Below are 13,707 nucleotides of genomic sequence, written 5' to 3'. Positions count from 1 at the left end.
TCCAATCTCTCCCCTTGCGGGGGAGATGGCCGGCAGGCCAGAGGGGGGTGTGAAGGAACTCGGCGTTTCCGCTACTTCCCCGCCCTTCGCCCAGCCTCATACGCCCGGCGTGCCCACACCCTCATCTCATCCGGATCGTCGAACGCATCGTCCGGAATACTCCAATACGGCATCGCAACCAGTTTGCCGTGGCGCGTGCCGGTGTAGGTCCATTGCTTGCAGCCGGCGGCTTCGAATTCCGGCGCACTTTGTTCGTCGGCCTTGAGCAGCAATTCGCCGCGGAGCACGATGGCGACGATGACGCCGTCGAAATAGATGCCCTTGCCGCCGAACAGCTTTCGGATACTAACCGGGCCGAGGCCTTCGAACAGTTCGGCAATGCGCTCATTGTCCATGCCGCAATCATGTCATCGCGATCTTGCCTTGTCATCGCCGCAACCAAAACCATGCTGACAAGTTGAAGCCAGTTCACCGGAGTATTGCGATGCCGCTTCTGCTCAAGGGTTCATGCCGCTGTGATGCCGTCCATTTCGAGGTGGAGAGCCATACGCCGGTGCCGTTCATGCTGTGCTACTGCTCGATCTGCCGCAAGCAGCAGGGCGGCGGCGGTTTCGCCATCAATCTCGGCGCCGACTACAAGACGCTGAAGATCAAGGGCAAGCGCAGCCTCGGCGTCTACCAGGCCGAGATCGAGGATGACGAGCATCCTAACTGCGAGATTTCGACAGGCGAGCGCAATTTCTGCAAGAAATGCGGTTCGGCGCTATGGCTCTACGATCCGACCTGGCCGGAACTGGTGCACCCCTTCGCCTCGGCGATCGACAGCGAACTGCCGAAGCCGCCGGAAAAGGTGCATCTGATGCTGAAATACAAGGCGAACTGGGTCGAGCCGGTGATTGGCAAGAAAGACAAGGTGTTCGACGTCTATCCCGAGGAATCGATCGCTGACTGGCACAAGCGGACAGGGATGTGGGTGAAGTAGCGTGCTCCTCCCCGTTCACGGGAGGGGCGGCGCAGACCTCGGATAGGGAAGCGCCGCCCCTCATCCGTCACTTCGTGACACCTTCTCCCCGTAAACGGGGCGAAGGAAGTACCTCAGGCGGAAGCGCGTGCTTCTGCCAGCGCCTTGAGATCGGCGGGCTTGAGCTCAACCGATTCGCCGCAGCCGCAGGCCGAACTCTGGTTCGGGTTGTGGAAGGTGAAGCCGGTGCGCAGCGTCGTTTGCTCGAAATCCATCTCGGTGCCGAACAGGAAAAGGGCTGCTTCCGGGGCGACATAGACATGGGCGCCATCGCGCTCGATGTGGTCGTCCTTGGTGTTGGGCTCGGTCACCAGGTCGACCGTGTATTCCATGCCGGCGCAGCCACCCTTCTTGATGCCGAGGCGAATGCCATGCGCATTGTCGCGGGTGGCGACGATCTCGCGCACCCGGTCGGCGGCCTTTTCGGTCATCGTGATGACGGCGAAGCGTCCCATTCTTTTTCCTCTTCCATTCCATGCAGGTTCAAGGCCCGCCGAATGATTCCGCACCTAAAATGGTGAAGTTTTACCACTGGCGCAAGTACGCCAGTCTCTGCCAGCCTCAGTACCAGCCCACCGCCACCTGCGCCTCCTCCGACATGCGGTCGGGCGACCATGGCGGGTCGAAGGTCATGTTGACCTCGACGCCGGAGACGCCTTCGACGGCGCCGACGGCGTTTTCAACCCAGCCCGGCATTTCGCCGGCCACCGGGCAGCCGGGCGCGGTCAGCGTCATGTCGATCTTGACCGAGCGGTCGTCCTCGATGTCGATCCTGTAGATCAAGCCGAGCTCGTAGATGTCGGCCGGGATTTCCGGGTCGTAGACCGTCTTCAGCGCCGAGACGATATCGTCGGTCAGCCGCGCCAGTTCATCGGCCGGAATGGTCGAAGCGGAAACCAGCGGATTGATGGCTGCTTCCGGCGCGGTGGTGTGGCTCGCATCATCCATGGTCGTCATCCAAAGAACTTGCGCGCCTTTTCAAGCGCTTCGGCCAAAGCGTCGACTTCGGCCCGGGTATTATACATGCCGAACGATGCCCTGCATGTGGAGGTTACGCCAAAGCGTTTCAACAGCGGCTGGGCGCAATGGGTCCCGGCGCGTACCGCCACGCCTTGCCTGTCTATCACCATCGACACGTCATGGGCATGAATGCCCTGCAATTCGAAGGAAATGATGGCGCCCTTGCCGGGAGCATCGCCGAAGATGCGCAGCGAGTTGATGGCACGCAACCGCTCATGCGCATAGGTCTTGAGATCGGCTTCGTGGGCAGCGATGCGCTCGCGGCCGATCTTTTCCATGTATTCGAGGGCTGCACCCAGACCGATCGCCTGGACGATCGGCGGCGTACCGGCCTCGAAACGATGCGGCGGCTCGTTGTAGGTGACGATGTCTTCCGTCACCTCCTCGATCATCTCGCCGCCGCCCATGAACGGGCGCATGCCCTGCAGAATGTCCTTCTTGCCGTAAAGCACGCCGATGCCCGAGGGGCCGTAAACCTTGTGCCCGGTGAAGACGAAGAAATCGCAGTCGAGGTCCTGGACGTCGATCGGCATATGCACGGCGCTCTGGCTGCCGTCGACCAGCACCGGAATGCCGCGGGCATGCGCGATGCGCACGATCTCCTTGATCGGCGTCACCGTGCCCAGCGCATTCGACATATGCGTGATGGCGACGAGCTTCGTCTTGGCTGTCAGGCGCTTTTCGAATTCCTCGATGTGGAAGACGCCGAGATCGTCGACCGGCACCCATACCAGCTTGGCGCCCTGGCGTTCGCGGATGAAATGCCACGGCACGATGTTGGAGTGGTGCTCCATGATCGACAGCACGATCTCGTCGCCCTCGCCGATGTTGGGCATGCCATAGCCGTAGGCGACGGTGTTGATCGCCGCGGTCGTGTTCGAGGTGAAGACGATGTTGTCGGTGCTCGGCGCGTTGAGGAAGCGGCGCACCGTCTCGCGCGCCTTCTCATAGGCGTCGGTCGCCGCGTTGGACAGGAAATGCAGGCCACGATGGACGTTGGCGTATTCCTGGGAATAGGCGTGCTGGATCGTATCCAGCACCACCTGCGGCTTCTGCGCCGAGGCGCCATTGTCGAGATAGACGAGCGGTTTGCCGTAGACTTCGCGCGACAGGATCGGGAAGTCGCGGCGGATCGCCTCGACGTCATAAGGGGTGGTTTCGAGTTTTTGGTCCATTACAACTTCAAAGCCTCATTCCGTCACCCACCCCTCATCCGTCTCGGCGCTACGCGCCGATCCACCTTCTCCCACAAGGGGAGAAGGCTGGGCGCTTCTTCTTTCTCCCCTTGTGGGAGAAGGTGGCCGAGCGAAGCTCGGTCGGATGAGGGGTGTTCGCTAGGCGAATCACCTCTTACCCATGCGCCACGAACCAGTCGTCGAGCCGTGTTTCCAGGGCCTCGACGATGGTTTCGTCGTCCAGTTCCTCGATCACCTCGGCCACGAACGCTTTTACCAGGAGCCCTCGCGCGGTCTTCTCGTCGATGCCGCGCGCCATCAGGTAGAACAGATGGTTGTGGTCGATCTCGGTGACGGTCGCGCCATGGCCGCAGACGACGTCGTCGGCAAAGATTTCGAGCTCAGGCTTGGTCGAGAACTCACCGTCATCGGACAGAAGCAGCGTGTTGCAGGCCATCTTGGCGTTGGTCTTCTGCGCGTACTGATGGACATTGATGCGGCCCTGGAAGATGCCGCGCGCCTTCCCGGTCACGACATTGCGGATCACTTCCGTCGAGGTCGTGTGCGGCACGGCATGGTCGAGCACCATGGTCACATCAGTGTGGGTGTCGCCGGCCAAAAGGTTGATGCCGCGCAATTTGAAGTCGGCGCCTTCGCCGGTCGTCCTGACCACGATCTCCTGGCGCACAAGCTTGCCGCCGGCATTCATGAAGAACACGGTCAGCTTCGAATTCTTGCCGAGATGCGCCTTGAACTGCGCAAGATGCGTGGCCGTTTCCGCCTGCTCCTGGACGATCAGCCAGGTCACCTCGGCGCCTTCGCCCAGAACGAGCTGGCTGACCGAGCTGCCCAGTGACGCGCCCTCGCCGGCCTGACGCTCGACGATAGCCGCTTTGGCGCCCGCGCCGACACGCACGGGAAAGCGCACATGCACCTGGCCGCCGGCCTGCAGGTTCTGCAATTCGATCGGCTTTTCCAGTGCCGCGCCATCGGCGATGTCGACGAAATAGCCGTCGGCGACGAAGGCGGTGTTCAGCGCGCCGATGGCGTCATCGCTGCCATAGGGATCGAGGCCGGGCGCGATCGAGCCATCGGTCAGCTTTTCCGACAGGCGATGGACAATCACGCCCTCGATCGCGGGGAATTTCGCGCTCGAGACGCCGTTCAGTACGGCCAACACGGCGGAGCCTTCGACGATTGGCGCCAGCGCCTTGGCGGCGGCCGTGGGATCGAAAGCCGGCACCGAAGCCAGCAGGCGGCGCAGATCCGTATAATGCCAGGATTCGATGCGCCGCGTCGGCAGGCCGTGCTTGATCGCCTCGATGGCGTCGTCGCGCTTCAGCATCACCGCGCCGTCGCCGGGCAGCAGCGACAGCCGCTCGCCGAAGGCGTCGATCAGCGCCGTCTCGGCCTGGGTGCGCTGGGGTGTCGAGTGCATGTTCATAAGCTTCGCCTCTGGCATCTCACGCGGCTTCGCCGATCACGCCGGCATAGCCATTGGCCTCGAGATCGAGCGCCAGCGACTTGTCGCCGGACTTGATCACCTGGCCCTTGTAGAGGACGTGCACCGAGTCCGGCACGATGTGTTCGAGCAGGCGCTGGTAGTGGGTGATGACGACGATGGCGCGGTCGGGCGAACGCAGTGCGTTGACGCCGTCCGAGACGATCTTCAGCGCATCGATGTCGAGGCCGGAATCGGTCTCGTCGAGCACGCAGAGTTTCGGCTCCAGGAGCTTCATCTGCAGGATCTCGGCGCGCTTCTTCTCGCCGCCGGAGAAGCCGACATTGAGCGGCCGCTTCAGCATCGCCATGTCCATATTGAGCGAGGCGGCCGCTTCCTTCACCCGCTTCAAAAATTCCGGGATTTTCAGCGGCTCCTCGCCGCGCGCCTTGCGCTGCTCGTTCATCGCCACTTTGAGGAATTCCATGGTCGCGACGCCCGGTATCTCCATCGGATACTGGAAGGCGAGGAAAATGCCCGCCGTGGCGCGCTCGGCCGGGTCCATTTCGAGGATCGACTGGCCGTTGTAGAGGATGTCGCCTTCGGTGACCTCATAGTCCTCGCGGCCGGCGAGGATGTAGGACAGCGTCGACTTGCCCGAGCCGTTCGGGCCCATGATGGCGGCGACCTCGCCGGCTTTCACCGTCAGGTTCAGGCCGCGGATGATCTCGGTGCCGTCATCGACGATGCGGGCATGCAGGTTCTTGATCTCAAGCATTCTTTTCTTTCCTGAATATCTTTCCGGTCAGCCGACCGAGCCCTCAAGGCTGATGCCGATCAGCTTCTGCGCCTCGACGGCGAACTCCATCGGCAGTTGCTGGATGACATCCTTGACGAAGCCGTTGACGATCAGAGCGATCGCCTCTTCCTCGGGAATGCCACGTTGCATGACGTAGAATTTCTGGTCCTCGGAAATCTTCGACGTCGTCGCCTCATGCTCGAACTGCGCCGTCGAGTTCTTGGCTTCCATGTAGGGCACGGTGTGCGCGCCGCACTGGTCGCCGATCAACAGCGAGTCGCAATTGGTGAAGTTGCGGGCGTTGGTCGCCTTGCGGTGGGCCGAGACCTGTCCGCGATAGGTGTTTTGCGAGAAGCCGGCGGCGATGCCTTTGGAGATGATGCGGCTCGACGTGTTCTTGCCGAGATGGATCATCTTGGTGCCGCTGTCGACCTGCTGGTAGCCGTTCGACACGGCGATCGAATAGAACTCGCCAGAGGAATCGTCGCCGCGCAGGATGCAGCTCGGATATTTCCAGGTGATGGCCGAACCGGTCTCGACCTGCGTCCACGAGATCTTCGAACGGTCGCCACGGCAGTCGCCGCGCTTGGTGACGAAGTTGTAGATGCCGCCCTTGCCCTCGGCGTCGCCGGGGTACCAGTTCTGCACCGTCGAATATTTGATCTCGGCATCGTCGAGCGCCACGAGTTCGACGACCGCCGCATGCAGCTGGTTTTCGTCGCGCTGCGGCGCCGTACAACCTTCGAGATAGGAGACATACGCCCCCTCCTCGGCGATGATCAGCGTGCGCTCGAACTGGCCGGTGTTCTTCTCGTTCATGCGGAAATAGGTCGACAGTTCCATCGGGCAGCGTACGCCCTTGGGCACGAAGACGAACGAGCCGTCGGTGAACACAGCCGAATTCAGCGTGGCGTAGAAATTGTCGGAGGTCGGCACGACCGAGCCGAGATACTTCTGCACCAGTTCCGGATGCTCGCGGATGGCTTCCGAGATCGAGCAGAAGATGACGCCGGCCTGCGCCAACTCCTTCTTGAAGGTGGTGACGACGGAGACGGAATCGAACACCGCGTCGACCGCGACACGGCCCGATTTGTAGACATTGTCGCTGGGCTCCTCGAGATCGGAGGCGTCGGTCTTCTGCACGCCGGCAAGGATTTCCTGTTCCCTGAGCGGAATGCCGAGCTTCTCGTAGACCTTCAGGATTTCGGGATCGACATCGCTCAGCGACGTCGGGCCGGGCGTGCTCTTGGGCGCCGCGTAGTAGTAAATGTCCTGGAAGTCGATCTTCGGATAGTTGACGCGCGCCCATGTCGGCTCTTCCAGCGTCAGCCAGCGCCGATAGGCTTCCAGACGCCATTCCAGCATCCAAGACGGTTCATCCTTCTTGGCCGAAATGAAACGGATGATGTCTTCGCTCAGGCCCTTGGGGGCCTTGTCGACGGCGATCTCTGTCTGGAATCCGTATTTGTATTGGTCGACGTCGATCTTTCGGACCCGATCGATCGTGTCCTGCACAGCAGGCATAAGCGTTCTCCATCCACGCCGGGGTCAAGGCCCGACAGTTTTCAAACTATGGCATCGCCAAGGGCTGCCCCGTGAGGCGCCGAAGGCGGCGTAAGTTCCATATAGTGCGTCTCGACCGGGAATTCACCCGGCCACTTGCAGACGCACGGCTCTACCAGGCCGTAGGGCCTGAATTCTTTGTCGCCGCCTCAGGCGGCTTGTTCCCTGCCCGCCCGGCGCTGGGCAATCCCCGCCAGCGCAGTGCGGAACAGATCGATATCCCCGGCGCTCGTCGCGTGGCCGACGGACACGCGCAAAGCGCCGAGGCTGTCGCCATAACCCATGGCTTTCAGCACATGGCTCGGCCCGACCTTGCCCGACGAACAGGCCGAGCCCGCCGACAGCGCAATGCCGGCCAGATCGAAAGCGATCTGGGCCGTCTCGGCCTTGACGCCGGGAATAGCGAAGAATGTCGTATTGGCAAGCCTTGGCGCGCCGGTTCCGAAGATTTCTGCGTCCGGCACCAGTGTTTTGATGATGGTTTCGACTTCATCGCGGCGAAGCCCCACCGCGTCCATGGTCTGCAATCCGGCCAAAGCCTGCCGCGCTGCGGCGCCAAAGCCGGCGATGGCCGCCAGGTTTTCGGTGCCACCGCGATGGCCCTTTTCCTGGCCGCCGCCATTGATCAGCGGTTTCGGCATCATCAGATCGGCTGCCGCAACGATGGCGCCAACGCCCTTGGGGCCGCCGATCTTGTGCGAGGACAGAATCAAATAGTCGGCGTAAGGCGCTGACATATCGATGGAAACGCGGCCTGCAGCCTGCACTGCGTCGACCACCAGAATGCCGCCCGCCGCCTTGACGATTGCGGCGATGACCTCGACCGGCTGGATGACGCCGGTCTCGTTGTTGGCGGCATGGATTGCCACCAGCGGCAGGCCTTCAGCCTTGTCATGCGTGGCCAGAGCGGCTGTCAGTTGAGCGAGATTGGCGATGCCGTTGGCATCGACGCCGATCCGCGTCACCTGCGCGGCCGGAAAACGGCCGCCATTGAGCAGGCAAGGGTGATCGGCTTCGCAGACATAGAGCCGGCTCATCCGCACCGTGCCACGGCCCATCTGCCAATCCGGCGTCAAAAGCGTCGAGGCAGCCTCGGTCGCGCCGGAGGTAAACACGACATATTCGGGTTTCGCATTGACCAGCTGAGCCACGTCGCGCCTGGCGTTCTCGATCAGCCGGCGCGCCGCGCGGCCCTCGGCATGCACCGAGGACGGATTGGCGACGAGATCGAGCGCGGCAATCATCGCTTCACGCGCCTCACTGAGGAGCGGCGCGCTGGCATTGTAGTCGAGATAGGCGCGTGCTGCGGCCATTTTCGCTCAATCGATCCCGTCAAAACCCATTCCGTAGGGATAGCGCGTTATTTCCTTGAAATTGCAAGGCAAGACGTCCTATTTACGCGGCTTGCGGCGGGGATGGCCGGGCCGTCACGGCTGGCCATCCAGTTTTGAACAATTCTAAACTAGCTTCTAAGAAGACGCTCGCCCTGCGTCAAGGCCAGAGGAAAGAGTTGTTCCGGGCGCCGCGCATTCTTATGCCACGTGGAGTATTTTATGCCTGAGGTCATTTTCACCGGTCCGGCCGGCCGCCTGGAGGGCCGCTACCAACCTTCCAAGGAAAAGAGCGCGCCGATTGCCATCGTGTTGCATCCGCACCCGCAGTTCGGCGGCACGATGAACAACAAGATCGTCTATGACCTCTTCTACATGTTCCAGAAGCGAGATTTCACCACGCTTCGCTTCAATTTCCGCGGCATCGGCCGCAGCCAGGGCGAATTCGACCACGGCACCGGCGAATTGTCGGATGCGGCCGCAGCGCTCGACTGGGTGCAGTCGCTGCATCCGGATTCCAAGAGCTGCTGGGTAGCCGGCTATTCCTTCGGCTCGTGGATCGGGATGCAGCTTCTGATGCGCCGTCCCGAGATCGAAGGCTTCATCTCGATCGCGCCGCAGCCCAACACCTATGATTTCTCGTTCCTGGCGCCCTGCCCGTCATCAGGCCTGATCATCCATGGCGATGCCGACAAGGTGGCGCCGCCCAAGGATGTGCAGGGCCTGGTCGACAAGCTGCACACGCAAAAGGGCATCACCATCACCCAGAAGACGTTGCCCGGCGCCAACCATTTCTTCTCCAATGATGCCGACCTGCTGCTCGAGGAATGCGCCGACTATCTCGACCGCCGGCTGGCCGGCGAATTGTCCGACCCGCGGCCGAAGCGGCTGCGCTAGAGGCCTGGCCTCTCTGTGCCATGCGCATTCGTGCCCGTGACGGGCGCGAATGCCGTTTCTGCTGATCCATATGATCTGGCCCGCCTGACATGTGGCGCGGCCTGCCTGAACGGTGCAGAATGCCGGTTCAGGAAGCCGAAGAAGGCGTGACCGATAATGTATCAACCTCCTCATTTCATAGAGACGCGCCAGGACGTCCTGCACGGCCTGATCCGCGCCCATCCGCTGGGGTTGCTGATTTCAAATGGACAGGACGGCCCCATCGCCAACGCCATCCCGTTCCTGCTCGACGCCGAGACGGGGCCGAACGGCAGGCTGCGGGCGCACCTTGCCAAGGCCAACCCGCAATGGCGGCTGCTCGCCAACAATCCGGCATCGCCCGTGCTGGTCGTGTTCCAGGGCGCCGACGCCTATGTGACGCCGTCCTGGTATGAGACCAAGCGCGAGACCGGCAAGGTCGTGCCGACCTGGAACTATGCCATCGTCCAGGTGCGCGGAACGGTCAGAGTGATCGACGATGCGGAGTGGATCGCGCAGCAGATTTCCGATCTGACGCTATCCCAGGAAGGCGCCCGCAAGACACCCTGGGCGGTCACCGATGCGCCGCCGACCTTCATCCAGTCGCAGATCAAGGGTATCATCGGGCTGGAGATCGAGATCGCCGAGATCAGCGGCAAGTGGAAGGTCAGCCAGAACCGCCCTGTCGCCGATCGCGTCGGTGTCGCCGAAGGGCTGGAGAAGGAAGCCGCCGGCGCGCCCGACATGGCCGGGCTGGTTCGGAGCTGGGGCGGCATCGACAGCCAATAGCCGCAGCGGCTATATATCGCTGGATGCAAGGGCGCAGGCAATTCAAGGGTTTGCCCGGGTTGCCCCAATGCCGAGATTCGTTTGCCGCGGTGCACCGTTGCGGTCTGGTTTGCGAGCCCGCCGGAACAGCCGGAACGTCGTTTTAGGAACCGGCAATCCGTTTGTCGTGTGGCGGAAGATAAACCCCAGCCGTGTAAAGACCAGCGCGGTAGCGATGGCAACGGCACAACCGAGACCGAAGCCGGCGACGGTGTCGCTCGGATAGTGTGCGCCGACAAAAATCCGGGTCGACGCGATGGCCAGGGTCACGGCCAACAGCATCCATTTGCGCTGTGGTAACATCAGCAACGCCAGTCCGAAAATGACGCCCATCGTCGTGGCATGGCCCGACGGGAAACTGGCAAAGCTCGCCTCCATTGCAAAAGGATGCAGCGATAGATCGCCGAGCTTGCTGAAATTCATCGGCCTGGCTCTTCCGACGCCATATTTCAGCACATTGACGACCAGAGCGGACGCTGCGATCGAACCCACTACTATGAAAGCAAAAGAGGTCCAGTTGTAGAGGGTCATCCGCGCGCGCCTGGAAAGACTGCGCCAATCCGTCAGATTCGCGGCAAGCAGCATCAGTGCCGACGGGATGAGATACCAGCCGCCCAGGCCGAAGACGGTGAAAAATTCTGTGAAGCGTTTGAAGCCGGGCGACCACTGCCTCACCATCGCCCCTGCTGCGTCGTCAAAACGGATCGAGACCGCGATCGTCAGCAAAAGCCAGGCCACAGCCCAGACCGACCACAGGATTTTCGGGTAGCGGGCCGGGCGCGTTGCCAGGCGCCGCCGCACGATGCGCATCGTGTCGAGGAGATTGTCGCGCGACCGACGAAACACCACAGAGGGCGTCACGGCGGTTTTCACTTGGCCACCCGGTAGAGGCCAAGTGACAGCCTGTCGCCCGAGGAATAATTAAGGCCGTCGATCTCGGCCAGGCGGTTGGCCGTCTTGCCTTGCGCGGCCAGCATGTCGTTCAGCTTCTTCTCGTCGGCGACAGGTGCCAGCCCGAGCGCGCAGGCCGGATCGCCGAGCAAGTGTCCGGCGACGCCGTCGACGTCGGTCAAGATTGTCTTGGTCCCGACCAGGAAGACAAGGCTCGGTTCGTGATATGGCGCCGAGGCAAGCACGGTTGTGTCGCAGGGACGGTTCACGTCGACCGCGGCCTTGATCGCCGGGCTCAGCCAGATCGGCTTCAGCGACGGGGCAATCATCCCGAACAGCAACCCAAGGGTGATGCCGGCGCCGGCCGCGATCGCGCCGATGCGGGGGAGCGGCACCTGCAAACGGCGGGGAAAGGCGAGATAGCCGGTGACGAGCGCGGCAAGTGCGGCCGGAATGCTCCACCACGAGAATGCCTTGGCGAGATAGATCGGCGCGCCAACCGAGACAACGGCCAGGCCGATGCTGACCAGGACAAGACCGAAGGCGGTCGACCACCAAAGCCATGACTGCCAGCGCTTGAGCGGTGCATTGGCGTCTTCCGGCTGCAGGGTCAGAAGCCAGCCGACCAGCAGCGCCATGCCGGGATAGGCCGGCAGCACATAATGCGGCAGCTTGGTCGGGATCAGCTCGAACACCAGCCAGAACGGGATGTACCAGGCAAGACAAAAGCGCAGGCGCGGATCGTCGCGCAAGCGGTTGAGCGCCTGCAGCCCGGCGCCGACCGCAATCAGCCCGAACGGCCACATGAACAGCGAATAGGTCAGCACATAGAAACCGGGCGGGATGCCGTGCGATTCCTCGCCGGAGGCGACCTTGCCCAGCATGTCCTTGCCAACCGCTTGCTGCAGGAAGGCGCCATGGCTCTTCCAGGTGATCAGCGCGAGCCAGGGCAGTGCGATCAACAGCACGATCAAAAGGCCGCGGCCGACTTTCAGGTTCTTCAACCAGCGCCCATCGCGCTCGAAAGCAAACAGCGCGGCAACTGTCAGCGCCGACAACAGAGGCGCGATCGGCCCCTTGATCAGGATCGCAATGCCCTGCGCCACCCAGAATATCCACCAGAGGTGGCCGGCCACCGGTTCGTTGCGACGCGAGGCGGTGTAGATCCGCGCCAGGGCGCCTTGCGCCGCAACGCAGCAGGCCAGAAGCATGGCGTCGGTCTTGGCGTCGCGGCCTTCGAAGGCGGTGGCGAAGATCGCTGCCATGATCAGCCCGGCCGCGAGGCCGGCATTGGCGCCGAAAAGACTGGCGCCTGTCCAGGCGATCGCCACCACGGCAATGGCGATACCCAGCGCCGAGACCAGACGATAGACCCAGATCGGCGCCCCGGCGCCCTCGCCGCTCAGCGCCACGGCCGACGATTGCAGCCAGTAGATGCCGACCGGCTTTTGATAGCGCGACATGTCCTGGAAGCGGATGTCGACATAATCGCCGGTTTCGACCATCTGCTTGGTGGCCTGGACGAAACGCGATTCATCGCGGTCGATCGGCGGCAGCGAAGCCAGCCCACTAGCCGTCAGCAGCAGGCTGAACAGCAAAAGCAGGACGTAGTTCCTGTTCATCGCGACCACCGGATCCTGCCTTGACCAGACTTTCTTCAGTCGACCTTTGTCATCGCCGCCGCTTTGCGCTCATTGGCGATGAGCCAGAGATTCCTGACGTAAATCAGCATGCCCATGGCCTGGCCGGCGATGAACACCGGGTCCTGGCGCACGATGGCATAGATCAGCAACAGGCCGCCGCCGAACAGCGAAAAGAACCAGAAAGCGACCGGCACGACACTGCGCTTGGCCTTTTCCGAGGCGAGCCACTGCACGACGAAGCGCATAGTGAAGAAGAACTGGGCGACGAAGCCGAGCAGGATCCAGGCATCGAACTGCTTGATGAAAACCTGGTGCAGCCAGGTCGCCAGTTCCTGAAACACATTAGCCATGCGTGATTTCCTCTACCTTTGGCATCCTGCGGCGCCTGCGCCGAAGCCACCAGACGCCGGCCAGATCGAGCGCGCCTTGCAGGCCGCGGTCGAAGATGCCGTAATTCGACTTGCCGTGGCGGCGGGAACGGTCGACGACGTCGCAGTGCACGACGCGGTAGCCTTCCTGGATGACCAGCGCCGGAACAAACCGATGCGTGCCGTCGAAGAACGGCAGTTTGCGCAGGATATCGGTGTGGATCGCCTTCAGGCCGCAACCGGTGTCGCGGGTGTCGTCATGCAGGATCGCGCCCCGCAGCCAGTTGGCGAAACGCGACGCCAATTGCTTGATCTTGCTGTCGCGGCGCTTCAGCCGCTGCCCTTGCGCGGCGCCGACATCGGGCCCCGCCTGGCGCAGCGCGTCGACCAGCACGGGGATATATTGGGGATCGTTCTGGCCGTCGCCATCGATGGTGGCGACGATGGCGCCGCGCGCCGCCCAGGCGCCGGAGCGCACCGAAAGCGACTGGCCGGCGGATTTTTCGTGGCGCAGCTGACGAAGCGGAAACGGGCGTTTGACCGCCTCGGCGGCAAGCACGGAAGCCGTATCGTCGGTCGAACCGTCATTGACGACGATGATTTCGAAGTCGCGTCCGGTCATGGCGGCCTCGATCTCATCGATCAGAAGCGGCAGGTTCGCCGCCTCGTTGCGGCAAGGAATGACGATGGATATCAATGCGTCCGGCATATG

At 62.4% G+C, this 13,707-nt stretch carries 15 protein-coding genes; 3 read left to right on the top strand and 12 right to left on the bottom strand.

All coding sequences use genetic code 11. The annotated features are described in order from the left end of the window. Positions 1 to 71: 71 nt before the first annotated feature. Complete coding sequence (locus FJV77_RS17870; RefSeq protein WP_142868085.1) at positions 72 to 395, bottom strand: TfoX/Sxy family protein; 324 nt, start codon at positions 393 to 395, stop codon at positions 72 to 74. Positions 396 to 484: 89 nt separating this feature from the next. Here FJV77_RS17870 and FJV77_RS17865 point away from each other — a divergent pair, with 89 nt between their 5' ends. Continuing rightward, positions 485 to 982: a GFA family protein gene (locus FJV77_RS17865; RefSeq protein ID WP_142868084.1), complete on the top strand. Its 498-nt coding sequence runs from the start codon at positions 485 to 487 to the stop codon at positions 980 to 982. Between the two features lie 113 nt (positions 983 to 1,095). On the opposite strand, the gene sufA is transcribed toward FJV77_RS17865, so the two are convergent. The 7 genes from sufA to FJV77_RS17825 all read right to left on the bottom strand — a co-directional run bounded on the left by sufA (position 1,096) and on the right by FJV77_RS17825 (position 8,332). Further along, entirely contained in the window at positions 1,096 to 1,476 is a 381-nt protein-coding gene (gene sufA / locus FJV77_RS17860) for a Fe-S cluster assembly scaffold SufA (RefSeq protein WP_013532156.1), read from the bottom strand. Positions 1,477 to 1,582: 106 nt separating this feature from the next. Continuing rightward, positions 1,583 to 1,969 carry an SUF system Fe-S cluster assembly protein gene (locus FJV77_RS17855; protein WP_142868083.1) on the bottom strand — a complete coding sequence of 129 codons (387 nt, stop codon included), beginning with the start codon at positions 1,967 to 1,969 and terminating at the stop codon, positions 1,583 to 1,585. A gap of 5 nt (positions 1,970 to 1,974) precedes the next feature. Beyond that, entirely contained in the window at positions 1,975 to 3,216 is a 1,242-nt protein-coding gene (locus tag FJV77_RS17850) for a cysteine desulfurase (protein WP_142868082.1), read from the bottom strand. A 175-nt stretch (positions 3,217 to 3,391) separates the two neighbouring features. Then, positions 3,392 to 4,660 carry a Fe-S cluster assembly protein SufD gene (gene sufD, locus FJV77_RS17840; protein WP_142868080.1) on the bottom strand — a complete coding sequence of 423 codons (1,269 nt, stop codon included), beginning with the start codon at positions 4,658 to 4,660 and terminating at the stop codon, positions 3,392 to 3,394. A 19-nt stretch (positions 4,661 to 4,679) separates the two neighbouring features. Then, positions 4,680 to 5,435: a Fe-S cluster assembly ATPase SufC gene (gene sufC / locus FJV77_RS17835; RefSeq protein ID WP_142868079.1), complete on the bottom strand. Its 756-nt coding sequence runs from the start codon at positions 5,433 to 5,435 to the stop codon at positions 4,680 to 4,682. A gap of 27 nt (positions 5,436 to 5,462) precedes the next feature. Next, entirely contained in the window at positions 5,463 to 6,980 is a 1,518-nt protein-coding gene (gene sufB / locus FJV77_RS17830) for a Fe-S cluster assembly protein SufB (RefSeq protein WP_142868078.1), read from the bottom strand. 188 nt (positions 6,981 to 7,168) lie between these two features. Beyond that, on the bottom strand, positions 7,169 to 8,332 hold the full coding sequence (locus FJV77_RS17825; RefSeq protein ID WP_142868077.1) for a cysteine desulfurase family protein: 1,164 nt from the start codon (positions 8,330 to 8,332) through the stop codon (positions 7,169 to 7,171). 240 nt (positions 8,333 to 8,572) lie between these two features. Between FJV77_RS17825 and FJV77_RS17820 the strand changes: the two genes are divergently transcribed. Both FJV77_RS17820 and FJV77_RS17815 read left to right on the top strand, forming a co-directional pair. Continuing rightward, positions 8,573 to 9,247 (top strand): alpha/beta hydrolase, encoded by a 675-nt coding sequence (locus FJV77_RS17820; protein WP_013532163.1) that lies wholly within the window; start codon positions 8,573 to 8,575, stop codon positions 9,245 to 9,247. A gap of 156 nt (positions 9,248 to 9,403) precedes the next feature. Continuing rightward, complete coding sequence (locus FJV77_RS17815; protein ID WP_142868076.1) at positions 9,404 to 10,054, top strand: FMN-binding negative transcriptional regulator; 651 nt, start codon at positions 9,404 to 9,406, stop codon at positions 10,052 to 10,054. Between the two features lie 42 nt (positions 10,055 to 10,096). Here FJV77_RS17815 and FJV77_RS17810 read toward each other — a convergent pair whose 3' ends face one another. The 4 genes from FJV77_RS17810 to FJV77_RS17795 are packed head-to-tail and all read right to left on the bottom strand — an operon-like array spanning position 10,097 to position 13,704. Next, a complete protein-coding gene (locus tag FJV77_RS17810) occupies positions 10,097 to 10,966 on the bottom strand; it encodes a phosphatase PAP2 family protein (RefSeq protein ID WP_246691296.1) in 870 nt (289 codons plus the stop codon). Next, positions 10,963 to 12,606 carry a glycosyltransferase family 39 protein gene (locus FJV77_RS17805; protein WP_142868075.1) on the bottom strand — a complete coding sequence of 548 codons (1,644 nt, stop codon included), beginning with the start codon at positions 12,604 to 12,606 and terminating at the stop codon, positions 10,963 to 10,965. The genes FJV77_RS17810 and FJV77_RS17805 overlap by 4 nt, the downstream gene beginning before the upstream one ends. 35 nt (positions 12,607 to 12,641) lie before the next feature. After that, complete coding sequence (locus FJV77_RS17800) at positions 12,642 to 12,977, bottom strand: lipid-A-disaccharide synthase N-terminal domain-containing protein (RefSeq protein WP_142868074.1); 336 nt, start codon at positions 12,975 to 12,977, stop codon at positions 12,642 to 12,644. Then, on the bottom strand, positions 12,970 to 13,704 hold the full coding sequence (locus FJV77_RS17795; RefSeq protein ID WP_142868073.1) for a glycosyltransferase family 2 protein: 735 nt from the start codon (positions 13,702 to 13,704) through the stop codon (positions 12,970 to 12,972). Before FJV77_RS17795 ends, FJV77_RS17800 begins: the two co-directional genes overlap by 8 nt. Between the last annotated feature and the right edge of the window lie 3 nt (positions 13,705 to 13,707).

Origin of the sequence: Mesorhizobium sp. WSM4306 (assembly GCF_007003975.1) — a bacterium.
Lineage (GTDB): Bacteria > Pseudomonadota > Alphaproteobacteria > Rhizobiales > Rhizobiaceae > Mesorhizobium.
This window is presented reverse-complemented; position numbering and strand designations above follow the sequence as displayed.